24 protein-coding genes and 1 pseudogene are annotated in these 25,791 nt (G+C 70.4%); 11 read left to right on the top strand and 14 right to left on the bottom strand.

Annotation, left to right across the window (positions count from 1 at the left end; genetic code table 11):
• Nucleotides 1-2: 2 nt before the first annotated feature.
• Together AC0IY1_RS06185 and paoA are read right to left on the bottom strand one after the other, a co-directional pair.
• Nucleotides 3-953 carry an FAD binding domain-containing protein gene (locus AC0IY1_RS06185; protein ID WP_471768464.1) on the bottom strand — a complete coding sequence of 317 codons (951 nt, stop codon included), beginning with the start codon at nt 951-953 and terminating at the stop codon, nt 3-5.
• Nucleotides 950-1,549, bottom strand: coding sequence for an aldehyde dehydrogenase iron-sulfur subunit PaoA (gene paoA / locus AC0IY1_RS06180; protein WP_245436024.1), 600 nt, complete (start codon nt 1,547-1,549; stop codon nt 950-952). Before paoA ends, AC0IY1_RS06185 begins: the two co-directional genes overlap by 4 nt.
• 516 nt (nt 1,550-2,065) lie before the next feature.
• On the opposite strand from paoA, the gene AC0IY1_RS06175 reads away from it, so the two are divergent.
• Nucleotides 2,066-3,529 carry an MmgE/PrpD family protein gene (locus tag AC0IY1_RS06175; RefSeq protein ID WP_471768463.1) on the top strand — a complete coding sequence of 488 codons (1,464 nt, stop codon included), beginning with the start codon at nt 2,066-2,068 and terminating at the stop codon, nt 3,527-3,529.
• Between the two features lie 114 nt (nt 3,530-3,643).
• The gene (locus AC0IY1_RS06170; RefSeq protein ID WP_471768462.1) at nt 3,644-4,102 is read left to right on the top strand and encodes a hypothetical protein; all 459 of its coding nucleotides are present in this window, start codon (nt 3,644-3,646) and stop codon (nt 4,100-4,102) included.
• 12 nt (nt 4,103-4,114) lie between these two features.
• Here AC0IY1_RS06170 and AC0IY1_RS06165 read toward each other — a convergent pair whose 3' ends face one another.
• The 5 genes from AC0IY1_RS06165 to AC0IY1_RS06145 form a co-directional block, all read right to left on the bottom strand.
• Nucleotides 4,115-4,375, bottom strand: coding sequence for a hypothetical protein (locus AC0IY1_RS06165; protein ID WP_055952455.1), 261 nt, complete (start codon nt 4,373-4,375; stop codon nt 4,115-4,117).
• 275 nt (nt 4,376-4,650) lie between these two features.
• The gene (locus tag AC0IY1_RS06160; protein ID WP_471768460.1) at nt 4,651-5,334 is read right to left on the bottom strand and encodes an MgtC/SapB family protein; all 684 of its coding nucleotides are present in this window, start codon (nt 5,332-5,334) and stop codon (nt 4,651-4,653) included.
• A gap of 48 nt (nt 5,335-5,382) precedes the next feature.
• Nucleotides 5,383-6,393 carry an inorganic phosphate transporter gene (locus AC0IY1_RS06155; protein WP_471768459.1) on the bottom strand — a complete coding sequence of 337 codons (1,011 nt, stop codon included), beginning with the start codon at nt 6,391-6,393 and terminating at the stop codon, nt 5,383-5,385.
• An 8-nt stretch (nt 6,394-6,401) separates the two neighbouring features.
• Nucleotides 6,402-7,058: a DUF47 domain-containing protein gene (locus tag AC0IY1_RS06150; protein ID WP_055952464.1), complete on the bottom strand. Its 657-nt coding sequence runs from the start codon at nt 7,056-7,058 to the stop codon at nt 6,402-6,404.
• Between the two features lie 101 nt (nt 7,059-7,159).
• Nucleotides 7,160-7,600, bottom strand: a complete 441-nt coding sequence (locus AC0IY1_RS06145; protein WP_471768457.1) for an Lrp/AsnC family transcriptional regulator — start codon at nt 7,598-7,600, stop codon at nt 7,160-7,162.
• Between the two features lie 208 nt (nt 7,601-7,808).
• On the opposite strand from AC0IY1_RS06145, the gene AC0IY1_RS06140 reads away from it, so the two are divergent.
• The gene (locus AC0IY1_RS06140; RefSeq protein WP_471768455.1) at nt 7,809-9,065 is read left to right on the top strand and encodes a D-amino acid dehydrogenase; all 1,257 of its coding nucleotides are present in this window, start codon (nt 7,809-7,811) and stop codon (nt 9,063-9,065) included.
• 5 nt (nt 9,066-9,070) lie between these two features.
• Here the strand turns inward: AC0IY1_RS06140 and AC0IY1_RS06135 are convergent, their stop codons facing one another.
• Nucleotides 9,071-10,000, bottom strand: a complete 930-nt coding sequence (locus AC0IY1_RS06135) for an AEC family transporter (protein ID WP_471768453.1) — start codon at nt 9,998-10,000, stop codon at nt 9,071-9,073.
• Between the two features lie 253 nt (nt 10,001-10,253).
• Here AC0IY1_RS06135 and AC0IY1_RS06130 point away from each other — a divergent pair, with 253 nt between their 5' ends.
• From AC0IY1_RS06130 to uraD, 4 genes are read left to right on the top strand one after another with little or no spacing between them, the layout of a single operon-like run.
• On the top strand, nt 10,254-11,594 hold the full coding sequence (locus AC0IY1_RS06130; RefSeq protein ID WP_471768451.1) for an MFS transporter: 1,341 nt from the start codon (nt 10,254-10,256) through the stop codon (nt 11,592-11,594).
• 18 nt (nt 11,595-11,612) lie between these two features.
• Nucleotides 11,613-12,119, top strand: a complete 507-nt coding sequence (gene uraH / locus AC0IY1_RS06125; protein ID WP_471768449.1) for a hydroxyisourate hydrolase — start codon at nt 11,613-11,615, stop codon at nt 12,117-12,119.
• A gap of 50 nt (nt 12,120-12,169) precedes the next feature.
• Nucleotides 12,170-12,523 (top strand): hydroxyisourate hydrolase, encoded by a 354-nt coding sequence (uraH, locus tag AC0IY1_RS06120; protein ID WP_471768447.1) that lies wholly within the window; start codon nt 12,170-12,172, stop codon nt 12,521-12,523.
• Between the two features lie 5 nt (nt 12,524-12,528).
• Complete coding sequence (gene uraD, locus AC0IY1_RS06115) at nt 12,529-13,059, top strand: 2-oxo-4-hydroxy-4-carboxy-5-ureidoimidazoline decarboxylase (RefSeq protein ID WP_471768446.1); 531 nt, start codon at nt 12,529-12,531, stop codon at nt 13,057-13,059.
• 6 nt (nt 13,060-13,065) lie between these two features.
• Here the strand turns inward: uraD and fghA are convergent, their stop codons facing one another.
• Both fghA and AC0IY1_RS06105 read right to left on the bottom strand, forming a co-directional pair.
• Nucleotides 13,066-13,899: an S-formylglutathione hydrolase gene (fghA, locus tag AC0IY1_RS06110; RefSeq protein WP_471768444.1), complete on the bottom strand. Its 834-nt coding sequence runs from the start codon at nt 13,897-13,899 to the stop codon at nt 13,066-13,068.
• A gap of 179 nt (nt 13,900-14,078) precedes the next feature.
• The gene (locus AC0IY1_RS06105) at nt 14,079-15,215 is read right to left on the bottom strand and encodes an S-(hydroxymethyl)glutathione dehydrogenase/class III alcohol dehydrogenase (RefSeq protein ID WP_055952486.1); all 1,137 of its coding nucleotides are present in this window, start codon (nt 15,213-15,215) and stop codon (nt 14,079-14,081) included.
• A gap of 216 nt (nt 15,216-15,431) precedes the next feature.
• On the opposite strand from AC0IY1_RS06105, the gene AC0IY1_RS06100 reads away from it, so the two are divergent.
• The 3 genes from AC0IY1_RS06100 to AC0IY1_RS06090 all read left to right on the top strand — a co-directional run bounded on the left by AC0IY1_RS06100 (nt 15,432) and on the right by AC0IY1_RS06090 (nt 19,042).
• A complete protein-coding gene (locus tag AC0IY1_RS06100) occupies nt 15,432-16,067 on the top strand; it encodes a DUF938 domain-containing protein (protein WP_471768443.1) in 636 nt (211 codons plus the stop codon).
• On the top strand, nt 16,067-17,086 hold the full coding sequence (locus AC0IY1_RS06095; protein ID WP_471768441.1) for an arsenic resistance protein: 1,020 nt from the start codon (nt 16,067-16,069) through the stop codon (nt 17,084-17,086). The genes AC0IY1_RS06100 and AC0IY1_RS06095 overlap by 1 nt, the downstream gene beginning before the upstream one ends.
• Before the next feature lie 291 nt (nt 17,087-17,377).
• Nucleotides 17,378-19,042, top strand: a complete 1,665-nt coding sequence (locus AC0IY1_RS06090; RefSeq protein ID WP_471768440.1) for an OFA family MFS transporter — start codon at nt 17,378-17,380, stop codon at nt 19,040-19,042.
• Between the two features lie 207 nt (nt 19,043-19,249).
• On the opposite strand, the pseudogene AC0IY1_RS06085 reads toward AC0IY1_RS06090, so the two are convergent.
• Nucleotides 19,250-20,299: pseudogene (locus tag AC0IY1_RS06085) on the bottom strand (EAL domain-containing protein); the annotation flags it as partial.
• A gap of 249 nt (nt 20,300-20,548) precedes the next feature.
• Between AC0IY1_RS06085 and AC0IY1_RS06080 the strand changes: the two are divergent.
• On the top strand, nt 20,549-22,675 hold the full coding sequence (locus AC0IY1_RS06080) for a CHASE2 domain-containing protein (RefSeq protein ID WP_471768439.1): 2,127 nt from the start codon (nt 20,549-20,551) through the stop codon (nt 22,673-22,675).
• 21 nt (nt 22,676-22,696) lie between these two features.
• Here AC0IY1_RS06080 and AC0IY1_RS06075 read toward each other — a convergent pair whose 3' ends face one another.
• The 3 genes from AC0IY1_RS06075 to pyk form a co-directional block, all read right to left on the bottom strand.
• On the bottom strand, nt 22,697-23,092 hold the full coding sequence (locus tag AC0IY1_RS06075) for a DUF3307 domain-containing protein (RefSeq protein WP_471768437.1): 396 nt from the start codon (nt 23,090-23,092) through the stop codon (nt 22,697-22,699).
• A 140-nt stretch (nt 23,093-23,232) separates the two neighbouring features.
• Nucleotides 23,233-23,886, bottom strand: coding sequence for a FecR family protein (locus AC0IY1_RS06070; protein WP_471768436.1), 654 nt, complete (start codon nt 23,884-23,886; stop codon nt 23,233-23,235).
• 299 nt (nt 23,887-24,185) lie between these two features.
• Complete coding sequence (pyk, locus tag AC0IY1_RS06065; protein WP_471768434.1) at nt 24,186-25,607, bottom strand: pyruvate kinase; 1,422 nt, start codon at nt 25,605-25,607, stop codon at nt 24,186-24,188.
• Nucleotides 25,608-25,791: the final 184 nt, after the last annotated feature.

Below are 25,791 nucleotides of genomic sequence, written 5' to 3'. Positions count from 1 at the left end.
GATCAGGCCCTCGCTTCGTTCAGCGCGGCGCCGAGCGTGCGCTCGGCCAGCGTCAGCTTGTAGGCGTTGTCGTGGGTCGGCTTGGCACCGGCGAAGACCTGTGCGGTCACCGCCTTGGCGCCCAGGGCCATCTCGCCCTCCGCCGCCTCCACCCGCCAGGGCTTGTGTGCCACGCCGCCGAAGGCCGCCCGGCCGCTGCCGTCCGGCTGGACCACCGCCGCCACGGAAACCAGGGCGTAGGCGTAGGAGGCGCGATCCCGGACCTTGCGGTAGATGTGCGCGCCGCCCAGGGGCTTCGGCAACGTCACCGCCGTGATCAGCTCGCCCGGCGCCAGCGTGGTGTCGACCTCCGGCCGGTCGCCCGGCAGGCGGTGGAAGTCGGCGATCGGGATTTTTCGCGAAGCGCCCTTGGCATCTACGGTCTCGACGGTCGCATCGAGCACGCGCATGGCGACGGCCATGTCGCCCGGGTGCGTGGCGATGCAGGCCTCGCTGGCACCGATGACGGCGAGCTGGCGCGAGACGCCGTCGAGGGCCGAGCAGCCGGATCCCGGCTGGCGCTTATTGCAGGCCTGGGCGGTGTCGTAGAAATACGGGCACCGGGTGCGCTGCAGGAGGTTGCCGGCCGTCGTCGCCTTGTTGCGCAGCTGACCGGAGGCCCCCGCGAGCAGGGCGCGGCTCAGGACGCCGTAGTCCTTCCGGACCCGGGCGTCAGCGGCGAGGTCGGTGTTGCGGACGAGGGCTCCGACGCGCAGGCCGCCCTCCGGCGTGGCCTCGATCGTGTCGAGCCCGAGGCCGTTGACGTCGACGAGGTGCGTCGGCGTCTCGATCTGCAGCTTCATCAGGTCGAGGAGGTTCGTGCCCCCCGCGATGAACTTGGCGTTCGGGTTGCGGGACACGGCGGCGGCGGCGTCCGCGGGCGAGTTCGGGCGCTCGTAGGTGAAAGACTTCATGCGGGCCTCCCGGCAACCTCGGTCATCGCCTCGACGATGTTGGAATAGGCGCCGCAGCGGCAGATGTTGCCGCTCATGCGCTCGCGGATCTCGGCGTCCGTGACCTGCATCGGCGCATTCAGATCGGCGGTGACGTGGCTGGGAATCCCGGCCTTGATCTCGGCGAGCACGGCGACGCCGGAGCAGATCTGGCCCGGCGTGCAGTAGCCGCACTGGTAGCCGTCATGCTTGATGAAGGCGGCCTGCATCGGGTGCAGGGCGTCGGGCTGGCCGAGCCCCTCGATGGTGGTGATCTCCGACCCCTGGTGCATCACCGCGAGGGTGAGGCAGGAATTGATGCGCCGGCCGTCGACGATCATCGTGCAGGCGCCACACTGGCCGTGGTCGCAGCCCTTCTTGGAGCCGGTCAGGTGCAGGTGCTCGCGCGCGGCGTCGAGCAGGCTGGTGCGGGTGTCGAGTTCAAGCTCGCGGCGCTGACCGTTCACCGTCAGCGACACCTTCGCCAGCACGGGCTGTTCCGGACCGGCAGTCTCGGGCCGACCCTCGGCCCGCGCGGGGACTGCGGCCAAGGCCGCACAGGCCGTTGCTCCGGCCATGACGTCACGTCGACTCAATTCATTCTCTCCGAAACTTGGCATGGCGTTCTCTGAACCTGAAGCGGGAGGAGGCTGCCAGCGGACGGGCGCCCGGTTACGTCGCAGGCCAGGAGAACGCTCGGTGGGGCGATCTTGGTCCAGGGCGTGACACGGAACCGCGCGGGATCCGTCCAGACGTGCGCCTGCCTTCTGCGAGGAGTGCTCAGCGAGAACGCAGAACTCGGGCCGTCGGTCCCTGGAATTTCTCCAGAGTGGGAAGACGTGAACCTTCGTGTGCGCCCGAACACCTCGAGAGGTCGCAAGGCTCGACGTCCGCTGCTTGCGCAGTCAGCGGCGGCAGGCTGCGAGATTTCGTGGGCCGTCGACGAGAGGACCGGGCGACACAGCGAGGACTTAAGAAGCGCTTGGCCCTCGCCTCGACGATGAGCGCCGGGTGACGTCTTGCGGGAGGAGACTTTGCAGCGGTGTCCAGCAGGCGCAGTGTGCGGCCAACGCGACACGCAGGGGGCCGGCGCCATGGACCGCAACACGCTCGGGATGACGATGCACCGTCGTCGGCTGCTGTCGGGCAGCGGCGCCGCGCTGGCATCGATGACCTGGCCGGTTCGCGCGGCCGAGACGGTGCCGGGCACGGACATCACCGGACGCCTCGCCCGCTACATGGTGGCGGCCCGCGAGGCTCCGCTGCCACCGGAGGTGATGACCGCCTGCAAGCATCGCATCCTCGACACCTTCGGAGCCATGCTCTCGGGTGCCCGGATGCGACCCGGCACGATGGCCGCCGGCTATGTCCGCGGGCAGGGCGGCGTCGCGCAGTGCAGCGTCGTCGGCACCGATCTGCGGACCAGCGCGATCAACGCCGCCCTGGCCAATGCCATGTGCGCCCATGCGGACGAGACCGATGATTTCGAGCCCGTGACCAAGGCACATCCGGGTTCGGCGACGGTCCCGGCGGCGCTGGCCATCGCCGAGCGGGACGGCCGGTCCGGCGAGGAGATGCTGCGCGCCGTCGCGCTGGGCTACGACCTCTGCTGCCGCCTGCTGATGGCGCTCGGCCCGGACCTCGTGCGCGGCAGCCATCGCAGTGCCGAGGGCACGAGTTCCACCTTCGGCGCCCTCGGGGCGGCTTCGTCCCTGGCCTGCCTCGACGAGCAACGCACGCGGTTCGCCCTCTCCTACGCGGCCCAGCAGGTCTCGGGACTCTGGAGCTGGGTCAAGGACGAGGACCACATCGAGAAGGCGTTCGACTTCGCCGGCATGGGCGCCCGCAACGGCGTGACCGCCGTCAGCATGGTCGAGGCGGGTCTCACCGGCGTCGCCGACGTCCTCGACGGGACCCACAACCTGTTCATCGCCCTGTCGAGCGCCCCAAAGCCCGAAGCGATGGTGGCGGATCTCGGGACGCGCTTCTACGTCGCCGAGACGGCCATCAAGACGTACTCCGTCGGCTACCCGATCCAGTCGCCCCTCGATGCGGTGCTGACCCTGCAGACGGAGCATGGCCTGAGCGCCGAGGACGTCCGGCACGTCCGCGTCAGCCTGCCCACGGACGCCATCGGCATCGTCGGGCACAGCGCCATGCCGGACGTGAGCTGCCAGCACCTCGTCGCCCTCGCGCTGGTGCGCGGCGGCGTTTCCTTCGCCGACAGCCACGACGCCACCCTGATGCAGGATCCGGCGATCCGGGCGGTCCGCGACCGGATCGAGCTCGTCGGCGATCCCACCCTGATGATGCCCGAGGCCCCGCGCAGCGCACGGGTGGCGCTCACCCTGTCCGACGGCCGCACCGTCGAACACATGACCAAGTATCCACCCGGTACGAAGGAGAATCCCCTGAGCACCGAGCGGGTCAGCGCGAAGGTCCGGGATCTCATCGTCCCGGTCATCGGCGCCGGCAAAGCCGACGATCTCATCGGCCGCCTGAACGCCCTGGAAACCGTCGCCGACATCCGCACGCTGTCGCCCCTGCTGACGCCTTGAGGCGGTCTCGCCGCGGGCGACCCGATGCCCTAGCTGTTGGCGCAGGCCGTCTCATCCGATCGTCTCGGCAATTCAGCTTTCTTGGCAATTCAGTCTTCTTGGCAAAGGTGCGTGATGCAAAAGGGATTTCGGTGGTTCGGCCGGGCGGCGTTGCCCGTCCTCGCGCTGGCCGCGAGCGCGGGCGCCGCGAGCGCCGACTGCATCCGGCACGTCTATAACCGTTCGCCCCTGACGCTGGTGGGCGCGCAGCAGGGCGGCCCGTCCTTCGTGGTCAGACCCGGCACGTCGCGCGCGATCCGGCTCTCGGGCCCCGGCAGCCTCGAGCTGTCGGGCTACTGCGATGCCTATGGAGCCCGAGGTGGTGACGGGGTCGGAGGTGCCGCGGTGCAGACGTCGCTGCGATACACCGCCGTCCTCGATCGCTGCTACATGGAGATCGGCCACGATTTCTTCGACCGGGAGCTCGGGCGCGGGTTCCTGCCCCGGGACAGCATCGAGCCGTTCACCGTCAACAATCCGAAGCCGGGCGACATCGTGCTCTATACGGATCGGGCGATCTGCCGGTCCCGCTAGGGGCGGCTTCGGTCAGATGGGGTGCGGCACCTCGGGCTTCAGCTTCAGGGGCCGCGCCAGTTTCTTGGAGAGGCGCCCGGCCGCTTCGACCGCCGCACCCTCCGCATTCTCGGCCGCGACGATCGCCAGGGCCGCGTCCTGCGCGGAGGTCAGCACCGCGTAGACGCGCAAGGCCTCGCGGCGCTGCTTCACGGCGACCAGAAAGACGTGGCTCTTGGCCCGCTTGCCCTTGTCGTCGGAAACGGCCTCGGCGGATGAACGACGCCGGCTCAAGGACGGACCGGCATCCGCTGGAGACAAGCGGCCGGCACGGCGCAGGTGGCCTCGCTTGCGCTGATCACGATCTCGTCCTCCCTCCGTCGTTTCACGGTCCCGACGACGTCCCGGACCGGGGGGAGGGCGACGCGCGTTCGTGGTCCCAAACGCCCGAATGGCGCCGCAAGATCCGCCGTCGAAGAGCGCGTTTCACGGACCTTGAACCGCAATCGTTTCCCAACCCAACATCCCGGCGCGGTCATGCCGCGAGGGTTGCGGGTCATCATGCATGCCTAGCCGGATTCGGGAAGATCATCGACCGTGATCACCCCGGGATGACTCCGAAGTTTCTGTGCGATGTCTTCCACGGAGCCGCGCGACAGCCGGACGAAGGTGATCCGTGTCTCGTCGAATTCAGCGTCGGACCCGCGCCGCGTCACGAATTGACGGATTCGGGAGGGGCGCACGCCGGACACGGCCTGGACCGCCTCCATCGAGATGCAGCCGGGCTTGGCCACCACGCGGAGCGGCCGGACGTGCATCCGGTCGTGGTAGCGCGCCTGCAGGGGCTTCATCCCCACCAGGATCACCAGCAGGATCACCGTGGTGGCGATGCCCGCCACGTAGAGGCCACCGCCGACCGCCAGGCCGACGGCCGCCACGGCCCAGAGGCTCGCGGCGGTGGTGAGCCCCTTCACCACTTCGCCGCGGAGGAGAATCGTTCCCGCCCCGAGAAAGCCGATGCCGGAGACGACCTGGGCGGCCATGCGCGAGGGATCGAGGCTGACGTTCTGCGTTCCCAGCACGTCGGCGAAGCCGAAGGCCGAGACGATCATGATCAGGCAGGCGCCGACGCCGACCAGCATGTGCGTGCGCATGCCCGCGGCCCAGAGCAGGCGCTCGCGTTCGATGCCGATCAGCCCGCTCAGGATCGCGGCCAGGAGCAGGCGCCAGACGATCTCGACGTTACCCAGCATCCCCGGGTCACCTCCCATCCCGATGTCACGTGCCGGCCGGACCGGGCTTCAGCCGACCAGGGCGGTCACGGCGTAGCAGGCCGCGGCGATCAGGGCGGCGGCCGGCAGCGTCAGAACCCAGGCCACCACGATGTTGCTGGCGACGCCCCAGCGAACCGCCGAGGTCCGCCGCGCCGCGCCGACGCCGATGATCGCACCCGTGATGGTGTGGGTCGTGGAGACCGGTACCCCGAGCCAGGTGGCGGCAAACAGGGTGATCGCGCCCCCGGTCTCGGCACAGAAGCCCTGCATCGGGTTCAGGCGCGTGATCTTCGAGCCCATGGTGTGCACGATGCGCCAGCCGCCGAGCAGCGTGCCCAGCGCCATCGCGGACTGGCAGGAGATCACCACCCACAGGGGGATGTGAAAGGATGCGCCGAGGTGGCCCTGCGAGTAGAGCAGCACCGCGATGATCCCCATGGTCTTCTGCGCATCGTTGCCGCCGTGGCCGAGGGAGTACAGCGAGGCCGAGACGAACTGCAGGGCGCGGAAGCGCCGGTCGACCGCGAACGGCGTGGCACGCACGCAGAGCCAGGAGACCACGAGCACCAGGAGGAGCGCGAGCAGGAAGCCGAGGAGGGGGGAGAGGACGATGGCGGCGGCCGTCTTCGTCAGCCCGCTCCAGACCACCGCACTGAACCCGGCCTTGGCGACGCCCGCGCCGATGAGGCCGCCCACCAGGGCGTGCGAGCTGCTCGACGGAATCCCGAAGACCCAGGTGACGATGTTCCAGGTGATGGCGCCCATCAGCGCGCTGAAGATCACCCGGGGATCGATGATCCCCGCATCGACGATCCCGGTGCCGAGGGTCTGGGCCACGTGCAGGCCGAAGAACAGGAACGCGATGAAGTTGAAGAACGCCGCCCACAGCACCGCGAATTGCGGCCTCAGCACCCGCGTCGACACGATGGTGGCGATGGAGTTGGCCGCATCGTGCAGCCCGTTGAGGAAATCGAAGAACAGTGCGACGGCGATCAGGCCGACGAGGGCGGGCAGGGCGAGCGCGGCGGCGTCGGTCATCGGGGCGCCTACACGTTCTCGATCACGATGCCGCTGATCTCGTTGGCGACGTCCTCGAAGCGATCCACCACGTCCTCGAGGTGACCGTAGATCTCCGCGCCGATCAGGTAGGCCATCGTATCGCCGTCCCCGCCATCCTTGCGGTGGGCCTGGTAGAGCGCCCTGAGACCGCGCTCCTGCATCTCGTCCGAGCGTCCCTCCACCCGGGTGATCTGCTCGGTCAGGGTGTTGATGCGCCCGGCATGGGTTCCGACGGCCGTGAGCAGGGGGATGGCCTCGGCGGTGAGCCGGGCCGCCTCGATCACGGTGCCGCCCATCTCCTGCATCAGGGGTTCGAAGCTGCGGACCTCGTAGAGGGCGATCGTCTTCACCGTCTTGTTCATCTGGTCGATGGCGTCGTCCATCGATTGGATCAGATCCTTGATGTCGCCCCGGTCGAACGGTGTGATGAAGCTCCGGCGCACCGCGAGCAGGACCTCGGCGGTGATGGTGTCGGCCTCATGCTCGTGCTCCACCACCTGCTGGCAGTAGCGCGGAACGGCGTCGCCGCCCTGGAGCACACCCTGCAGCGCCTCGGCGCCGGCCACGAGGGTGCGCGAATGCCGCTCGAACAGGTCGAAGAACCGGTCCTCGCGCGGCATCAACGCCTTGAACCAACCCAGCATCCCCGACTCCGGCCTCACCCTGCTTCATTAGCCAACTAGAGTTCTTGAGCTCGCGTGACCAGAGCCCTCGCGGGCTTTGCCTCGGCTCGACGCCGGGGCGATCACCCGCCGACGACGCTGCGGATGGTGAAGCTCGACTGGATGCGGGCGACGCCGGGCAGCTTCGAGAGCACCGACCGATGCAGTTGCTCGTATTCCGCCATGTCGGCGACGCGGATCTTCAGGAGATAATCGGAATCGCCGGTCATCAGGTAGCAATCCTGAATGTCCGGGCAGCGCCGCACGGCCGCCTCGAACCGGTTGAGGCAGTCCTCGGTCTGCCGCTCCAGGGCGATCCGGGTCATCACCACCAGGCCGGCGGAGCCGGGCCCGTCGAGAAGCACGGTGTAGCCGCGGATCGTGCCCTCGCGCTCCAGCATCCGCAGGCGCCGCAGGCAGGCGGAGGCCGACAGACCGACGCGCTGCGCCAGCGCGGCGTTCGGGATCCGCGCATCCTCCCGAAGAACCCGGATGATCGCGTGATCGATCGCGTCGAGCGGCATCGGCATCCTCGGGCGGTGTGTCCCATGATCGTGCATCGTATCGCAGGATCGTGCGTCCATCCACGCTTCGATGGCAGAACCTGCACGATCTTCGCTGCACCGCTCGCACGATCGGGTGTTTCTGTGGCGGTGGGACCGGAGCGATCGGGGCGGCGAGCGGCGTGGCCCCGCCTATGCTTGGCGTTCCCGGCCTACGTGGAGACGTGCGATGCGGGTCCTGGTTCTCGGAAGCGGCGTGGTCGGCGTCAGCACGGCCTATTACCTCGCCAAGGCCGGCCATGCCGTCACGGTGATCGACCGGCAGCCCGCCGCCGGCATGGAGACCAGCTTCGCCAATGCGGGCCAGGTCTCGCCGGGCTACTCGGCCCCCTGGGCGGCCCCCGGCATTCCGATCAAGGCGATGAAGTGGCTGATGATGCGCCACCGGCCGCTGGTGTTGTGGCCGACCGTCGAGCCGCGCTTCTATGGCTGGCTTGCGCGGATGCTCGCGAACTGCACCGAGGAGGCGTATATCCGCAACAAGGGCCGCATGGTCCGGCTCGCCGAGTACAGCCGGGACGTCCTGCGCGACCTGCGGACCGAGACCGCGATCGCCTACGACCACCGCACGCGCGGCACCCTCCAGCTCTTCCGCACGCAGAAACAGCTCGACCATGTCGGCGACGACACCCGCGTCCTCGATACCTACGGTGTCGCCTACGCGGTGCTGGACCCGGCCGGATGCATCGCGGCCGAGCCAGCGCTGGCCGGCGTTCGCGGCACGATCGTCGGGGGCCTTCGCCTGACTGGTGACGAGACCGGGGACGCCCACCTGTTCACGCAGAGCCTCGCGGACCTGTGCGAGCGGATGGGCGTCCGTTTCCGCTACGGGACGCGGATCGATCGCCTCGAAACTGCGGGCGACACGGTGACGGGGGTGGTCTGCGGATCCGAGACGCTGCGGGCCGATGCCTACGTCGCCGCCATGGGCTCCTTCACGCCCCGTCTTCTCCAGCCCCTCGGGCTTCGGCTGCCGATCTACCCCGTGAAGGGCTACTCGCTCACCCTGCCGGTCACCGACCCGGACCAGGCGCCGGTCTCCACCGTCATGGACGAGACCTTCAAGGTCGCGCTCACGCGCCTCGGGGACCGGATCCGGGTGGGTGGCACGGCCGAGCTCGCGGGCTTCAGCGATGTCCTCCGCGCCCCGCGCCGGGCGACCCTGGAGCGCTGCGTCCGGGATCTGTTCCCGAACGGCGGCGACCTCGCGGCGGCCAAGTTCTGGACCGGCCTGCGGCCGATGACGCCGGACGGCACGCCCATCGTCGGCGCCACGCGCTATGGCAACCTCTACACCAACACCGGGCACGGCACCCTGGGCTGGACGATGGCCTGCGGCTCCGGGCGGATGCTGGCCGACCTGATGTCCGGGCGCACGCCCGACATCGACCATGCCGACCTGGCGCTCGCCCGCTACGCCGCCTGAGGCCGTCAGGCGGTGAACCCCTCCAGGAGGAGCATGACCAGGGGGATGGCGAGCCCGGCGAGCAGGGTCTGCAAGGCGAGGATCCCGGCCATCAGCGGCGCGTCGCCCCCGAGCTGCCGGGCCATGATGTAGGACGATGACGCCGTCGGCAGCGCTTGGAACAGCAGGGCGGTGGCGGCGGCCGGCCCGTACAGGCCGGCGGCGCGGCAGGCCAGGATCGTCACCGCCGGCATCAGCACGAACTTGGCGACCGACGCGATGACCACCGGACGCAGCCAGGTCCGGACCGTACGGGGATCGAGGGCGGCGCCGACGCAGAGGAGACCGAGGGGAAGGGAGGCCTGCCCCAGGGCCCTCAGCGTGGGCTCCAGGCCCGGCGGCAGCCCGAGGCCCGTCGCCTGCAGGGCGATGCCGAGGCCGCAGGCGACCACCAGGGGATTCAGGAGGAGCTGGCGGACGATCGCCCGCGGCGCGCGCCGGCCGCCCGATCCGAAGCGCGCGAAGACGAGGACGCAGAGGATGTTCACCGTGGGCACGATGGCCGCGTTGGCGACCGCCGCGAGGGCGATGCCCTGCAGGCCGAACAGCCCCGCCGCCGCCGAGACCCCGACGTAGTTGTTGAAGCGCACGCCGCCCTGGAACACCGAGGTGAAGGCCGCGCCGTCGAGGCCGAGACGCGGCCGGATCGCGAGCAGCACGAGCGCCACCGCGAGGGTCGATGCCACGAGGACGCCCGCCAGGGTGAGGACGGGCACGCCGTCGAGACGTGCCGTGGCCAGCCCGTGGATGAACAGCGCCGGGAGAAGCACGTAGTAGCCGAGGCGCTCCGCCTGACCCCAGAAGGCCTCGGCCAGGAAGCCATGGCGGCGCAGCAGCATGCCGAGGCCGATCAGCAGCGCGATCGGCACCAGGGCGAGGATGACCGTCGCGGTCACGCGGTGGGCCGGGAGACGCCGGGACCGGCAGCGTTCGACAGGGGCATGGTTCGCGACTCGCGTGGGACGAGGGCCGTCTGTACGCGAGGTGGATCGGGGACGTGTACCGAGCCGAGGCGTTCCCCGCGCGGCAGGGCGCGTCCATCCCCAGGTTCGTGGCCGAGCACCCGGTCGGACGCGTCGCCTTGGCCCCCGATTTGCATCATTTTGATGCATCATCCCGGTTCGAATCGCCGGGGCTGCGGATTGACTGATGGCGCCCGAACAGCCCTCGCCGGCCGGCCTCGACAAGACCTATCGCCGGATCACCTGGCGGCTGCTGCCGTTCCTGATGTTCCTCTGGGTCCTCTCCTGGATCGACCGGGTCAACATCGGCTTCGCCAAACTCCAGATGCTCGCCGACCTGAAGTTCAGCGAGACCGTCTACGGCATCGGCGCCGGGATCTTCTTCATCGGCTACTTCCTCTGCGAGGTGCCGAGCAACCTCCTCCTCGAGCATATCGGCGCCCGCAAGACCATCGCGCGCATCACCCTGCTGTGGGGTCTCTGCTGCGTGGCGATGATGTTCGTCACCACCGCAGGCCTGTTCTACCTGCTGCGTTTCCTCCTGGGGGTGTTCGAGGCGGGCTTCTATCCGGGCGTGATCCTGTTCCTGACCTACTGGTACCCCACCGAGCGACGCGCGAAGGTCTTCGGACTGTTCATGTCGGCCTCCGCCATCGCCGGGGTGATCGGCGGACCGCTCGCCGGCACGATCATGACCGGGCTCGACGGGGTGAACGGCTGGTCCGGCTGGCAGTGGGTCTTCCTCCTCGAAGGCATCCCGTCGATCCTCGCCGGCATCGTCACGCTGTTCTACCTGACCGACCGTCCGGAGAAGGCCGGCTGGCTGACGCCCGAGCAGCGCGCCCTGGTCGCTGCGGACCTCGCGCGCGACGCGGCGGCTTTGGGACCGCGCGAGCACCGCATCCTGGCGTCGTTGCGGGATGTCCGGGTCTGGCAGTGCATCGCGATCTTCTTCTGCATCATCACCGCCAACTCGGCCCTGACGTTCTTCGGGCCGAGCGTGGTCGGCGAGGCGGGATACACCGACCCGCTCACCATCGGCTGGATCATGTCCGGCGCCTATCTCTGCGGCGCAGCCGGGATGATCCTCAACGGACGCCATTCCGACCGCTCGGGCGAGGCCCGCTTCCATTGCGGCATCCCGGCCCTGATCGGCGCCGTGGCGATCGCGCTGCTCGGCGTGCTCGTCCCGATCAGTCCGGCGCTGTCGATCGTCGCCCTCACGGTGGCGATCGCCGGCACCATGAGCGCCATTCCGGTCTTCTGGCAGATCCCGGGGCGGTTCCTCGCCGGTTCGGCCGCGGCGGCCGGCATCGCGCTGATCAACGCGGTGGCGAACCTCGCCGGGTTCGGCGCGCCGGCGGTGATGGGAGCCCTGCGGGAGCAGACCGGCTCGGCCGCCGCCGGACTCTGGATCGTCGCGGGTTTCGAGGTGGCCACGCTCCTCCTCATCCTCCTCTTCATCCCGCCTGCGCCGGCCGCCCTGGTCCGCCGGGCCGCGGCGCGCGCCGCGCACGAACCCGCCTGACCTGGAGCAGCTCACGCCATGGATCCATCGGTTCTCCCGCGTCCGGCCCTCACGCGCCGCGGCCTCGTCGGCGCCGGCCTCGGTGCCGTCGCCGCCACCGGCGCCCTGGCGCAAGCCCCTCCGGCCCCGCCGAGCGCCCTGGCCACGACGCCGAAATCCCAGGCCGGCCTCGGCCCACGCCTGACCCTGCACGCCATCGACAACTTCCACGGCACGCCCGGTGCCGGCATGGTCTGCGACCTCGCGATCCGGGACGGCGACACCTATCGCACGCTCAAGACCGTGACGACCGCCGCCAACGGCCGCCCGGCCGAGCCGCTCCTGGTCGACGAGGCCCTGAAGGTCGGCCAGTACGAGCTGCTGCTGCATTTCGAGGCCTACTTCGCGCGGTTCGGCGTGGCGCTGCCGCAACCGAATTTCCTCAGCCTCGTGCCGGTCCGCTTCGTGATCCGCGATGCCGGGCAGCGCTACCACCTGCCGGTGCTGTTCACCCCGTGGGGCTACTCCTACTATCGCGGCAGCTGACGCCCCCTCGGCCACCCTTGAGCGAGACACAGTCCGGAGCCCGATTGCACATGGCCGGCATCACCACACACGTCCTCGACGCGGATCGCGGCCGCCCGGCGCCCGGGGTGCGCATCGACTTTTCCGTGATGGAGGGCGGAGCCTGGCGCCTCGTGAAGAGCGTCGTCACCAATGCGGACGGGCGCACCGACGCGCCGATCCTACCCGCCGCGGAGGCCCGGATCGGCCAGTACCAGCTCGAATTCCACATCGACGCCTACCTGAAGGCCAAGCCCGGCGTGACCGAGGCCGACATCTTCGTCGATAATCCGGTGGTGCGCTTCGCGGTCTTCGATGCGGGGCAGCACTACCATGTGCCGATGCTGTGCGCGCCGGGCACCTGCGCCACCTACCGAGGCAGCTGACCGCCATGGCCGATCCCGGGAAGCTCGACCTCGCCGCCATCAACCGGCTCGATGCCGCCGGCTTCGTCGTCCGGTTCGGCGGCGTATTCGAGCATGCGGCCTGGGTCGCCGAGCGCGCCCATGCGCATGGGCCCTTCGCCAGCGTCGACGCGTTGCACGGCGCCATGATGCGGACCGTGCGCGCCGCGCCGGCCGAGACCCGCATCGCCTTCCTCAACGGCCACCCGGAGCTCGCCGGCCCCGAGGCGCGGGCCCGCAGCATGACGGCGGATTCGGCGAGCGAACAGGGCAGCGCCGGGCTCGACCACATGCCGCCCGAGGACGCGGAGGCCTTCGACCGCCTCAACGCCGCCTATCGCCGGCGCTTCGGCTTTCCCTTCATCATCGCGGTGCGCGGCCGGGCGCGGTCCGAGATCCTGGCGATCTTCGCGGCACGCCTGCGGGGCGCGCCCGCCGAGGAGGAACAGGCCGCCCTCGACGAGATCGCGCTGATCACCCGGATGCGGCTCGATCGCCTCGTCGCCGCATCCGGGTGAGAAGACCTACTTCAGGCGCGCCGCCGCCCAGGCGATGTGGTCGGCCATGAAGGTCGAGATGAAGTAGTACGAGTGGTCGTACCCCTCGCGCATGTTCAGGGTCAGGGGAATGCCGGCGGTTTTGCAGGCCTCTTCCAGGAGCCAGGGACGCAGGCCGTCGTCGAGGAAGCTGTCGGCGGTGCCCTGATCGACCAGGAACTCGGAGAAGCGGTGGCCGTCGGCGATCAGCGCGGTGGCGTCGTGGGCGCGCCAGGTGCTCGCATCCGGTCCGAGATACTTCTCGAAGGCCGGCTTCGACCAACCCGCGGTGGAGGGCTGAGCGATCGGCGCGAAGGCCGAGCAGGACTTGAAGCGGTCGGGGTAGGTCAGGGCGATGGTCAGCGCGCCGTGGCCCCCCATGGAATGGCCGAAGATGCCCTGGCGGGACATGTCGGCCGGAAACTCCTTGGCGATCAGCGCCGGCAGCTCCTCCGTCACGTAGCTCCACATCCGGTAGTTCGCGGCGTAGGGCGCCTGGGTGGCGTCGAGGTAGAAGCCGGCGCCGGAGCCGAACTGCCAGTTGCCCTCCTCGTCGGGGATGCCGGCACCGCGCGGGCTGGTGTCGGGCGCCACGATGATGACGCCGTGCTCGGCCGCGGCCTTCCGGTACTCGCCCTTGTCCATGACGTTGGCGTGCGTGCAGGTCAGGCCCGACAGGTACCACAGCACGGGCACCGGACCGGCCTCGGCCTGGGGCGGTACGAACACCGCGAAGGTCATCGGGCAGCCCGTGGTCTGCGCATCGTGCTTGTAGACGCCCTGCGTGCCGCCATGGGCGCGGGCCTTCGAGATGGTTTCCATGGGCCGTGATCTCCTGTCCGGGGGCTGGCCCCGCTTCGGGGCATAGGTAGGGTCACCGAGGGATTGTGCCGATGCGCGTCCCGCTCCCCCGCGTCGGCGGGTCGGGCGCGGGAGCGCGACCGTCGGAGCGGTCGCCCCCTCACCCGCGGAGGGGAGAGGGGGCGGATCGAGCCCGATCCTTAGTAAACCACCACCGAGCGGATCGACTTGCCCTCGTGCATGAGGTCGAAGCCGTGGTTGATCTGCTCGAGCGGCATGGTGTGGGTGATCAGGTCGTCGATGTTGATCTTCCCCTCCATGTACCAGTCGACGATCTTTGGCACGTCGGTGCGGCCGCGGGCGCCGCCGAAGGCCGAGCCCTTCCAGACGCGGCCGGTGACGAGCTGGAACGGACGGGTCGCGATTTCCTTGCCGGCCTCGGCCACGCCGATGACGATCGACTCGCCCCAGCCGCGGTGGCAGCACTCGAGGGCCTGGCGCATGACGTTGACGTTGCCGGTGCAGTCGAACGAGAAGTCCGCGCCGCCGCCGGTCACGTCGAGGATCGCCTGGACCACGTGATCGTTGCCGACCTCCTTCGGGTTGATGAAGTGGGTCATGCCGAACTTGCGGGCCATCTCCTGCTTGTCCGGATTGATGTCGACACCGATGATCTTGTCGGCGCCGACCATGCGGGCGGCCTGAAGCACGTTGAGGCCGATGCCGCCGAGGCCGAACACCACGACGTTGGCGCCGGGCCAGACCTTGGCGGTGTAGATCACCGCACCGATGCCGGTGGTGACGCCGCAGCCGATGTAGCAGATCTTGTCGAAGGGCGCGTCTTCGCGGATCTTGGCCAGCGCGATCGCGGGCAGGACCGTGAAGTTCGAGAAGGTCGAGCAGCCCATGTAGTGGAACAGGGTGTTGGACCCGCCCGGGCTTCCGCCCGTGGAGACGCAGGAGAAGCGGCTGGTGCCGTCCGGCATCACGCCCTGGCCCTGCGTCGCCCGGATGGCGGTGCAGAGGTTCGTGCGCTGCGACAGGCAGGACTTACAGTTGCGGCATTCCGGGGTGTAGAGCGGGATGACGTGGTCGCCGGGCTTCAGCGCGGTGACGCCGGCGCCGACCTCGCGCACGATGCCTGCGCCTTCGTGGCCGAGGATCGCCGGGAACTTGCCCTCGGAATCCAGGCCCGAGAGGGTGTAGGCGTCGGTGTGGCAGATGCCGGTGGCCATCAGCTCGACGAGCACTTCGCCGGCCTTGGGTCCCTCGATGTCGATGGTCTCGATCGTGAGAGGCTTCTTGGCCTCCCACGCGACCGCAGCGCGCGTCTTCATAGCGTTGTCCTTAAAGCTGTGATGATCACGGACGGCGGCGATGGATGCCGGCGCTTCGCCTCGCTGCACCCGGGGGGTGGCAAGCCGAACGGCCCGAAAATCTGCTCGGTGTTTGATGCCTCCGGCGTCGAGATGCAACAGCCGTGCTCCGTCGTTTGCGCCAGGGTTGCGAATTTGGAATGACGGTCGCCGCGACGCGACAGGAACGGATGGACGATGAAGGACTGGGATGTGGGGCGTGAGGCGCTGGTCGCGCCGGCGGTGGCGCGCAATCGTGCGGCGATCCTCGGCGTGCTGAGGGACGTCCTGCCCGAGACCGGCACGATCCTGGAGATCGCCAGCGGATCGGGCGAGCACGTGGTGCATTTCGCGGCCGCCCTTCCGGCGCTGACCTGGCAGCCGAGCGACCCGGAGCCGGCCTATCGCCGCAGCATCGCGGCGCATGCGGAGGCCGCGGGTCTCACCAACCTTCGGCCGCCCCTGGCGCTCGACGCCGCCGACGCCGCCTGGCCGATCGCGCGGGCCGACGCCATCCTCTGCATCAACATGGTCCACATCGCGCCGTGGTCGGCCACGGAAGGGCTGATGGACGGCGCCGCCCGCACGCTCGCGCCGGGCGGCATCCTGTTCCTCTACGGCGCCTTTCGCGAGGGCGGCCGCCACACCTCCGAGAGCAACGCGGCCTTCGACGCGGACCTGCGTGCCCGGGACCCGCGCTGGGGCGTGCGCGATCTCGAGACGGTGGCGGAGGCGGCCGCGCGGCGCGGCCTGCGGCACGAGACCCGCATCGTCCTGCCGGCGAACAACCTCGGCTTGGTCTTCCGCCGCCCGGCATCGGCGGCCCCGGCCTGATGGCCGCCGACGCCCAGGACCATCGCCCGGGCAACCGAATCGCAACCCTGCGCGACAGCCTCGAAGCCCGTCAGATCGCGCTCTACCTCGCGGCCGTCGCCGCCGCGACCGCGACGGCTCTGACGGTGCCGGGAACGGCGGCCCTGGAACGGGGGATCAATCCGGCCCTGGCGCTGATGCTGTTCGCGACGTTCCTGCAGGTGCCCCTGCGGGAGTTGGGCCACGCCTTCACCCGCGCCCGATTCCTGGCGGCGCTGATGGCCGTGAATTTCCTCGCGATCCCGCTGCTGGTCGCCGGGCTCACGCTCCTGCTCCCCGCCGACCCGATGCTGCGCCTGGGCGTGCTGCTGGTGCTGCTGACGCCGTGCGTCGACTACGTGGTGACCTTCGCCCATCTCGGACGGGCGGATGCCAGGATCCTGCTGGCCGCGACCCCGGCGCTTCTCCTCGCCCAGATGGCGCTGTTGCCGCTCTACCTGCGTCTTCTTCTCGGCGCGGATGCGGGGCGGTTCGTGCAGGTCGGCCCCTTCCTTCACGCCTTCGGCTGGCTGATCGCCCTGCCTTTGGCCGCCGCTGGGGCCGTGCAGGTCTGGAGCGGGCGGAGCCACCGCGGAGAACGGGCCGCGGCCGGGCTCGGGCTGCTGCCGGTCCCGGCGACCGCCCTGGTCCTCTTCGTGGTGATCGCCGCGGTGCTGCCGCAGCTCGGACCGAGCTGGGCGGCGGCCGCACAGGCGGTCCCCGTCTACCTGGCCTTCGCCGCGATCGCTCCACTGATCGGCTGGGGCGCCGGGCGGGTGTTCCGGCTCGACGCGCCCACCGGGCGGACCCTGGCCTTCAGCGCCGCGACGCGAAACTCGCTCGTGGTCCTGCCCCTCGCCTTCGCGGTTCCGGGCGGAGCGCCCCTGCTGCCGGCCGTCATCGTCACGCAGACGCTGGTCGAACTGATGAGCGAGCTGGTTTACGTGCGGTTGATCCCGCGGCTCGGGCGCCCGTCCCACCACGCTGCGTCCTTGCCCTGACCGCCGCTCACCCGGCCATCCGGACCGGCGACCCACCGATGGCCGGCGTCGGCGCGCGGGATGCCGAGGGTGAGACCGCCGGCAGGACCGGTCGGACCAGACGATGCGAGCGTCAGCCGCGCCGGATTGAAGTGAGACCTGCGATCAGGCGCTGGCAAACACCGTGGAGCGCCTGGCAGGGCAAGCAAAACGTTCGACGCTTGCCTCCAGCGCCGTCGCACGACGTTTCTCGCCATGCTTTAATCCCGAAAAATCGCTGCACCGCGGCGTATCGGGGGAGCAATGCCTGGAATGGACCTTCGCGTTTCTGACGCGTCCCTGTCGGACGCACACACGCCCGGGTGGCTGTCCCGCGAGGCGATCGTCGCGAAGCCCGGCTTCAACCGGTGGCTGGTCCCGCCGGCGGCCCTCGCCATCCATCTCTGCATCGGAATGTCCTACGGTCTGTCCGTGTTCTGGCTGCCCTTGTCCAGGGCGCTGAGCGTCGGCCAGCCCGCGCCGGCGGCCTGCCCGGACATGAGCCTCGCCACGGCCCTGTTCACCACCACCTGCGACTGGCGCGTCAGCGACCTCGTCATCGTCTTCTCGATCGGCATCGTCATGCTCGGTCTCTCCGCGGCCGTGTTCGGCGGCTGGCTGGAGCGGGCGGGCCCGCGCAAGGCCGGCCTGGTGGCGGCGCTCTGCTGGGGCGGCGGGTTCCTGATCGGTGCACTCGGCGTCTACGGGCATCAGCTCTGGCTGATCTGGCTCGGCATGGGGCTAATCGGCGGCATCGGCCTCGGGCTCGGCTACATCTCCCCGGTCTCGACCCTGGTGAAGTGGTTCCCCGACCGCCGCGGCATGGCCACCGGCATGGCCATCATGGGCTTCGGCGGCGGCGCCATGATCGGCTCGCCGCTCGCCACCCTGATGATCAACACCTTCAAGACCCCCGATTCCCCCGGCGTCTGGCAGACCCTCGCGGTGATGGGCGGGCTCTACAGCGTGGCGATGCTCTGCGGCGCCTTCGGCTACCGCGTGCCCCCGGCCGGCTGGCAGCCGGACGGCTGGACCGCGCCGGCGGCCAAGAGCGCGATGATCACCTCGGGCCACGTCCACCTCGACCGGGCCCACAAGACCCCGCAGTTCTGGCTGCTCTGGGCGGTTCTCTGCCTCAACGTCTCGGCCGGGATCGGCGTGCTCGCCCTCGCATCGCCGATGCTGCAGGAGATCTTCGGCGGCGCCCTGATCGGTCAGCCGGGTGTCGGCTTCGGACAGCTCGATGCCGGCCAGAAGACCCAGATCGCGGCGGTGGCGGCCGGGTTCGTCGGCCTCCTGTCGCTGTTCAACATCCTCGGACGCTTCTTCTGGGCCTCCATGTCCGACAAGATCGGCCGCAAGGTGACCTACGCCACCTTCTTCGCCCTCGGATGCCTGCTCTATGCCGGCGCGCCCTGGGCGGCGTCGATCGGCTCGAAGGCGCTGTTCGTGACCTTCTTCTGCGTGATCCTGTCGATGTACGGCGGCGGCTTCGCCACGATCCCGGCCTACCTCGCCGACATCTTCGGCACGCAGTTCGTCGGCGCCATCCACGGGCGGATCCTGACCGCCTGGTCGACCGCCGGCGTCGTCGGACCCTTCGTGGTGACGGCGATCCGGCAGGCGCAGGTCGATGCCGGCATCCAGGGTGCGGCGCTCTATACCCGCACGATGTATATCCTGGCGGCCTTCCTCGCGGCCGGCTTCGTCGCCAACCTCCTGGTCCGGCCGCTCGCGGCGCGCTGGTTCATGAGCGACGCCGAACTCGCCGCCAGCGCGAAGGGCGGAAACGCCACGGCGCTGGGCCGCACCGGCGATGCCGGCATCGGCCGGGGCGGCGTCACGCCCCTCTCGATCCTCGCCTGGGTCGCCGTCGGCCTTCCGATCGCCTGGGGGATCTGGAGCACCGTCTCGAAGGCGATGATCCTGTTCGGCTGAGGGCCGCCGCGGCCCTCCCGGACGAAACGCCGACGAGCCCGGCCGGGTCGACCGGTCGGGCTTTCTGGCGATCAGGCGAAGCCCGGGACGCTCCGGCTCCGGCGCCGGCCAGGTCCGGATCGCCTGTACCGCGCCGGCCAGGGGCGCGGGGCGCCCGAAATGATACCCCTGCCCGAAGGCGCAGCCCATGCCGGCGAGAAGATCGGCCTCCGCGGCCTGCTCGATGCCCTCGGCCACCACGGACACGGCCAGATCGTCGGCCAGCCGGAGGATCGTCTGGACGATGCCCCGGCTGGTCTGATCGGCCAGGAGGGTGCGCACGAAGGCACGGTCGATCTTCAGGGTCGTCACCGGCAGGGTGCTGAGATAGCTCAGCGAGGAATACCCCGTTCCGAAGTCGTCGATCGCGATCCCGAGCCCGGCGTTGCGGCACTGCATGAGGGTGGCGGCGGCGCGCTCGGGATTGTCCATCAGCATGCTCTCCGTGACCTCGATCTTGAGGCTGGAGGGCGCGATCTGGGTCCGGGCCAGGAAGTCGGCGATCATCTCGGGGAACGAGGCGCCGGCGAGGTCGCGGCCCGAGACGTTGACGGTCATGAAGAGGGGACCATCCAGCGCGTCGGGATTGGCCTGGGCGGCGAGGATGAGTTCGGGGAAGACCCGCCCGACTTCCGCGAAGGCATGCGCGGTCAGGTCGATGATGAGACCGGACGCCTCGGCGGCGGGGATGAATTCGATGGGCGGCACCAGGCCCCGGGTCGGGTGGCGCCAGCGCATCAGGGCCTCGAAGCCGGCCAGCCGCCGCGACGACAGCCGCACGATGGGCTGGAAGAACAGTTCGAACTCGCCGTTGCGCAGGCCGGCGCGGATCTCGCGCTCCAGCGACAGGGCGCCGAGGGCGGCCGCGAAGGTCTCGGACGGGGGTGTATCGGCGCCGAGGACCGGCGGCGGCGCAGTGCCCTTCATCTGCTCGAGGATGGCCACCGTCTGCCGGTACCGCGCCAGCACCACGCCGAGGCACATCCGCAGGATCGGATCGGTCTGAGCGATGCGGTGGGAGAGTTGCTCCTCCGTGATGACGACGAGTTCGCTGTCCTCCAGGGCCCGCACCGCGGCGGAGCGCGGCTGGTGATCGAGGATCGCCATTTCCCCGACGATCTCGCCGGGCCCGCGATGCGCCAGGATGAGGTCCCCCTCCGGACGCTCGAGCACGATCTCCAGCCGGCCGCTGACGATGAGGTAGGCGGCATCGCCCACGTCGCCGGCCGAGAACAGGCGCGCACCCGCCGGGAGGTGATGATGGTCCAGGGTCGTCGCTTGGGAACTCGGCACGGAACGTTCCAGGCTGGGCACAGTGATGGCCCGGGCCGAAGCGTGGCGGGGGCCGGTTAAGGGCTGGCGAACGACAACCGCTTTCTTTCGCGGGCCGAGTCCTATCCTTAACGAGATCTCAGCACGCCGGCGCGAGACTGTTCGCGAAGACGCCCCGCGCGGAGCCCAGTCCCGATGTTCCTGTTACGACGCCTGGTCCCGGTGGGCGTGGGCCTTGGCCTGGTGCTCACCCTGCTGGCCGTGCGAACCGCCGTTCCGGAGCCGTTCGAGCGCCTGCGGCAGGCGGCCTTCGACAGCTTCCAGCGGATCAACCCCCGCCAGACCGACGGCGCCGCGGTGCGGGTCGTCGATATCGACGAGGAGAGCCTGAAGCGGCACGGCCAGTGGCCGTGGCCCCGTCACGTGGTGGCGGACCTCGTCGCGGCCCTGCAGGACCTCGACGCCGGCGTCGTCGCCCTCGACATGGTCTTCGCCGAGCCCGACCGCACCTCGCCCGCGCTCCTCGTTCCGGACTGGACGCGACGCTTCGGCTTCCGCGCGGTGGAATCCGCGACGCCCCTGCCGGACCACGACGCCGCCCTGGCGGCGGTGTTCGCACGGGGCCGCGTCGTCGCGGGCTTCGCGCTGACGCGGAACGCGCAAGGCGCGCCCGTGACGCGCAGTGCCGGCTTCGCGACGATCGACGGCGATCCCGCCGGAACGGTCCCGAACTTCGAGGGCACGGTCCTGAACCTGCCCGTGCTCGACGCGGCCGCCGCCGGTCACGGCAACTTCGCCATCGCGGCCGGCAGCGACGAGATCATCCGGCGCCTGCCGCTCCTCGCAACGATCGGCGACCGCCTGGTGCCCTCGCTCGCCCTCGACGCCCTGCGGGTGCTGCAGGACGAGGAGAGCTACACGGTACGGGCGGAGCGCGACGGCGGGACGCTGACCGGCTACACGATCCGCGTCGGAGCGGTCGACCTCTCCGTCGATCGCTCCGGCGCTCTGGCCCTGCACTACCCGACGGCCCGCTCGACGCCGACGATCCCGGCTTGGCGGCTGCTGGATCCCGAACAGCGTCCCGGCCTGCGCGCGGAGATCCAGGGCCGTGCGATCTTCCTCGGGACCAGCGCGGTCGGGTTGTCGGATCTGCGTCCGACGCCGATGACCCCGTTCGAGCCCGGCGTGAACCTGCACGCCATGGCCCTCGATCAGGCGGTCAACGGACAGGCGCTCAGTCGTCCGGCCTGGGCCCTCGGTGCGGAGATCGTGGCGGCACTGCTGCTCGGCCTCGCCGCCGCCCTGGCCTGCGGCTTCGTGCGGCTGCGCAGCGCCGGGCTCGCCATGGCCTTCCTGGCGCCCGTGCCGACCTTCGCCACCCTGGCGCTGTTCGCCCGGGGCGGCCTCCTCCTCGACCCGACCCTGCCGACCTTCGGCCTCCTCGTCGCCCATGCGGGCGGGAGCCTCGCCCGCTACGCCGGCTCGGAGCGCTCGGCCCAGCGCCTGCGCGCCGCGTTCACGCACTACCTGTCGCCGGATCTGGTGGCGGTGCTGGCCAGCGATCCCGGTCGGCTGAAGCTCGGCGGCGAGAGCCGCGAGATGACGTTCCTCTTCACCGACCTCGAAGGCTTCACGGCGATGACCGAGGCCTCGGGTGCCGAGGCCCTGGTCAACCTGCTGAACGCCTATCTGGACGGCATGTGCTCCATCGCGATGGCCCATGGCGGCACCGTCGACAAGATCGTCGGCGACGCCGTGCACGTCATGTTCAACGCGCCCCTCGACCAGCCCGACCACGCCGAGCGGGCGGTGGCCTGCGCCCTCGCCCTCGACGGCTTCGCGGAAGCCTTTCGGCAGCGGCAGCGGGCCAAGGGCGTGCCGTTCGGCGCCACCCGCATCGGCATCAACACCGGACGCGCCGTGGTCGGCAATTTCGGCGGGACGCGCCGCTTCGACTACACGGCGCACGGGGACGCGATCAACACGGCGGCGCGGCTCGAATCCGCCAACAAGGCCCTCGGCACCCGCATCTGCATCGCCCGCACCACCTGCGACCAGGTGTCCGGCGTCAGCTTCCGGCCGATCGGGACGCTGATGCTGAAGGGCAAATCCGTGGGCGTCGAGGTGTTCGAGCCGACGGGACAGGCCAGCGACACGCTGGACGCCTATCGCGAGGCCTTCGGACGGCTGGTCTCGGGGGAGGCCGGCGCGGCCGAGGCGCTGCTGCGCCTGCACGCGGCGAACCCGGACGACCCGATCCTGGCACTCCATGCCCGCCGCATCCGGGCGGGCGAGCGTTCCGTCAGCATGGCGGCCTGAGGCGGAGCCGCCGGGACGATCTCAGGCGAGGACGAGGAGCACCACCAGGGCGACGTTCGTGAGCTGGTGCAGGAACTGGTCGAAGCCCATCAGCCACCAGAAACGCGGGTCGGTCATGGGCCAGCGGGTGCGGTGGGCGACCAGGGTCTTGGCCCGGTCGATCAGCCCGTGGACCACGAAGTCGACGAACGCGAGCCACCACAGGCCGGGCTTGTAGAGCAGGGCGATCGCCAGGGTGCCGAGGGCATGCGTCCCGGCATGGACGGCGAGCGGCGCCGCCCAGCCCGCGACCCGCTCCTTGCCGCGGGCCATCCAGTCGGTCTGGACGACGAAGTCGATCAGGTAGTGCTTGGCCGCCATCGCAACCATGAGAGCCGCCAGGGTCGACAGGGGGACGGGCGTGTCGAGGGCCTGCACCAGGGCGGTCTCCAGAAGATCGGGCGGCGCGGGACCGCGGTCCCGCCCGGGCGTTGCGGGGTCACCCGGGTGCGGTGGCGGCGGACGCTAGCGGAACGGCGCGCGGAAGCCCACCGGTTCGACCTCCGCTCGCGAGTCTGTCAGCGGCCGAGCGTGGGGACGAAGCGCGCCTGGTCGCTGATCGTGACCGTCGCCACGGCCCGCTTGGTGCGGTCCTCCGGCCAGGGCGCGGCCGCCTCGGGGGCGCGGCCCTTGTAGACCATCGTGCCCTGGCCCTTGCGCATGAGGACGCTGCCGCGCTTCGTCCGCAGCATCACCTCGCCGTCGAGCACGAGCACGCCGAAGCCCCCGTCGATGGCGCCGCCCCAGACCGTCGTCCCGCGCACCCCGAGGGTGCCGACCGCGGTCTTGATCGCGACGTTGCCGCCGGTCGGACCCTCGATCTTGCCGCCGACGAAGAGGAAGGCGCCGCGCGCCACCGAGAGGGCGAGCTTCCCGCCCTGGGCGCCGGGCTTGTAGACGAACTCGTCCACGGTGATCTTGCCGCTCTCGCCGAGGGTCAGGACGGTGTCGTCGGCGAGCTTGGCTTCCAGGCGCGACTCGACGCCGGTGCGGATCATGTCCTTGAAGAACACCGGCCCCTGCGGAGCCATGTCGCGGGCCTGGCCGGACTGGGAGGCGACGGCCTGGCGGTCGACCTTGACGACCACGCCGACCTGCTGGGGCGCGGCGACGGCCGGCGCGACGCCGACGAGGAAGAGGGTAGCGAAGGCGCCGACGGTTTTCAGGATCACGGTCATCGTCCACGTGGCAGGGCGGGAGAGCAGGCACGTGGACGGGGACGCGAACGTCCGCTCAGGTTGAACGACGGCAAGGCACCGGTACACGTTCCCGGGTTCTACGCCTGCGGTCTTAAGGCATCGCTAAATAGCCTGGATCGCCGGGCCGGGCCCGCGCCTCTTCTTGCCGGAACTCGCCTAAACCGTCGACGACCCACGAGACACGGCCCGGTTGCTGCGTTTCTGGCGACGTTGTGCACAGGAATCGGGTTGTCGCCCACCCCCGCCCGTCGCGGCGCCGAGGCCGGACCGGTTCAGGCGGGCGGCACCTGCGCGACGCGGATGTTGTTGGTGGTGCCGGCCACCGCGAAGGGGATGCCGGCGGTGATCACCACGCGGGCGTGGGGCAGCGCGAAACCCTCCTCCACCGCGTGAGCCAGGGCGTTGGCCACCATCGCCTCGTAGGAATCGACCTCGTCGGCCCGCAGGCTATGCGCCCCCCAGAGCAGGCACAGGCGGCGCGAGGTCGCGAGATCCGGCGTCAGGGCCAGGATCGGCACCTGCGGCCGGCGCCGGGCGATCCGGGCCGCGGTGGTGCCGCTCAAGGTGTAGGCGACGATGGCGGCCGCCCCCACCGCATCGGCGAGGGTCGCGGTGGCGCTGGCGACGGCGTGGGGCGGCGTCTCCTCCTCGCCCGGATCGGTGGCGGTGATCAGCGAGCGGTAGAGCTTGTGCGTCTCGGTCCGGTGGATGATGCGCGCCATCATCGCCACGGTCTCCACCGGGAACTGCCCCGTGGCGGATTCGGCCGAGAGCATCACCGCGTCCGCCCCGTCATAGATCGCGGTGGCCACGTCCGAGGCTTCGGCCCGGGTCGGCGTCGGGGCCGAGACCATGGAATCGAGCATCTGGGTGGCGACGATCACCGGCTTGACCGCCAGCCGGCAGGCCCGGATCAGCTCCTTCTGCCGTCCGGGCACATCCTCGTGCGGGATCTCGACCCCGAGATCGCCCCGCGCCACCATGACGGCGTCGGACAGGCGGATGATGTCGTCGATCCGCTCCAGGGCCTGGGGCTTCTCGACCTTGGTCATCAGCCCGGCCCGGTCGCCGATCAGGGCGCGGGCCTCGATGAGGTCGGCGGGCTTCTGGACGAAGGAGAGCGCGACCCAGTCCACCCCGAGCTCCAGCCCGAAGGCGAGGTCGGCCCGGTCCTTGGCGGTGAGCGGCGAGAGGTCGAGCAGGGTGCCGGGCAGGTTCACGCCCTTGCGGTTCGAGAGCGTCCCGCCGGTGATCACCTCGGCGGTGAGGCTGTCGCCGGTCAGGCCGGTGACCCGGACGCGCACCCGTCCGTCGTCGATGAGCAGGTCCTGGCCCGGGGCCACCGCCAGGAAGATCTCCCGATGGGGCAGGGGGATGGCATGCCGGTCGCCCTCGGCGCCCTCGAGCACGAAGCGCAGCGTCTCGCCGGGCGCGACGTCGAGGCGCCCGCCCGCCAGGGTGCCGAGGCGGATCTTGGGTCCCTGCAGGTCCTGCAGGATGCCGATGGGCCGCCCGGTCTCCCGCTCCAGGGTGCGGATCGCCGCGTGGACCCGGGCATGGTCGTCCTGCGTGCCGTGACTGAAATTCAGGCGGAAGGTGTCGACCCCGGTCACGAAGAGCCGGTGCAGCATGTCGGGCGACGACGAGGCGGGCCCGACGGTGGCGACGATCTTGGCGTGGCGGTTGCGGCGCATGAGTTCCCACGGCCGCGCACGGCCGCCTCCCTGGCGTGAAGGCAGAGGTTCACGACGGGGTGCACCGTCCGCGCGGTCATCCCGACGGGTGAAGCAAGCGGCGACGATCGCGGCCGGCGGGACGATCCGGCGACCTTCGGAATACGCCGAAACCCTATCGCAGGTTAACGGACGGGTAAACGCC

The sequence above is a fragment of the Methylobacterium sp. AC690 genome, assembly GCF_979256535.1.
This window is presented reverse-complemented; position numbering and strand designations above follow the sequence as displayed.

Excerpts from the sequence above, each read along its gene's own strand:
- paoA (WP_245436024.1), bottom strand. The coding sequence starts at position 1,549 with ATGGCCGGAGCAACGGCCTGTGCGGCCTTGGCCGCAGTCCCCGCGCGG.
- AC0IY1_RS06185 (WP_471768464.1), bottom strand. The coding sequence starts at position 953 with ATGAAGTCTTTCACCTACGAGCGCCCGAACTCGCCCGCGGACGCCGCC.
- AC0IY1_RS06130 (WP_471768451.1), top strand. The coding sequence starts at position 10,254 with ATGGCGCCCGAACAGCCCTCGCCGGCCGGCCTCGACAAGACCTATCGC.
- uraH (WP_471768449.1), top strand. The coding sequence starts at position 11,613 with ATGGATCCATCGGTTCTCCCGCGTCCGGCCCTCACGCGCCGCGGCCTC.
- AC0IY1_RS06140 (WP_471768455.1), top strand. The coding sequence starts at position 7,809 with ATGCGGGTCCTGGTTCTCGGAAGCGGCGTGGTCGGCGTCAGCACGGCC.
- AC0IY1_RS06145 (WP_471768457.1), bottom strand. The coding sequence starts at position 7,600 with ATGCCGCTCGACGCGATCGATCACGCGATCATCCGGGTTCTTCGGGAG.
- uraD (WP_471768446.1), top strand. The coding sequence starts at position 12,529 with ATGGCCGATCCCGGGAAGCTCGACCTCGCCGCCATCAACCGGCTCGAT.
- uraH (WP_471768447.1), top strand. The coding sequence starts at position 12,170 with ATGGCCGGCATCACCACACACGTCCTCGACGCGGATCGCGGCCGCCCG.
- AC0IY1_RS06090 (WP_471768440.1), top strand. The coding sequence starts at position 17,378 with ATGGACCTTCGCGTTTCTGACGCGTCCCTGTCGGACGCACACACGCCC.
- AC0IY1_RS06170 (WP_471768462.1), top strand. The coding sequence starts at position 3,644 with ATGCAAAAGGGATTTCGGTGGTTCGGCCGGGCGGCGTTGCCCGTCCTC.
- AC0IY1_RS06160 (WP_471768460.1), bottom strand. The coding sequence starts at position 5,334 with ATGCTGGGTAACGTCGAGATCGTCTGGCGCCTGCTCCTGGCCGCGATC.
- AC0IY1_RS06155 (WP_471768459.1), bottom strand. The coding sequence starts at position 6,393 with ATGACCGACGCCGCCGCGCTCGCCCTGCCCGCCCTCGTCGGCCTGATC.
- fghA (WP_471768444.1), bottom strand. The coding sequence starts at position 13,899 with ATGGAAACCATCTCGAAGGCCCGCGCCCATGGCGGCACGCAGGGCGTC.
- AC0IY1_RS06175 (WP_471768463.1), top strand. The coding sequence starts at position 2,066 with ATGGACCGCAACACGCTCGGGATGACGATGCACCGTCGTCGGCTGCTG.
- pyk (WP_471768434.1), bottom strand. The coding sequence starts at position 25,607 with ATGCGCCGCAACCGCCACGCCAAGATCGTCGCCACCGTCGGGCCCGCC.
- AC0IY1_RS06095 (WP_471768441.1), top strand. The coding sequence starts at position 16,067 with ATGGCCGCCGACGCCCAGGACCATCGCCCGGGCAACCGAATCGCAACC.
- AC0IY1_RS06080 (WP_471768439.1), top strand. The coding sequence starts at position 20,549 with ATGTTCCTGTTACGACGCCTGGTCCCGGTGGGCGTGGGCCTTGGCCTG.
- AC0IY1_RS06150 (WP_055952464.1), bottom strand. The coding sequence starts at position 7,058 with ATGCTGGGTTGGTTCAAGGCGTTGATGCCGCGCGAGGACCGGTTCTTC.
- AC0IY1_RS06100 (WP_471768443.1), top strand. The coding sequence starts at position 15,432 with ATGAAGGACTGGGATGTGGGGCGTGAGGCGCTGGTCGCGCCGGCGGTG.
- AC0IY1_RS06105 (WP_055952486.1), bottom strand. The coding sequence starts at position 15,215 with ATGAAGACGCGCGCTGCGGTCGCGTGGGAGGCCAAGAAGCCTCTCACG.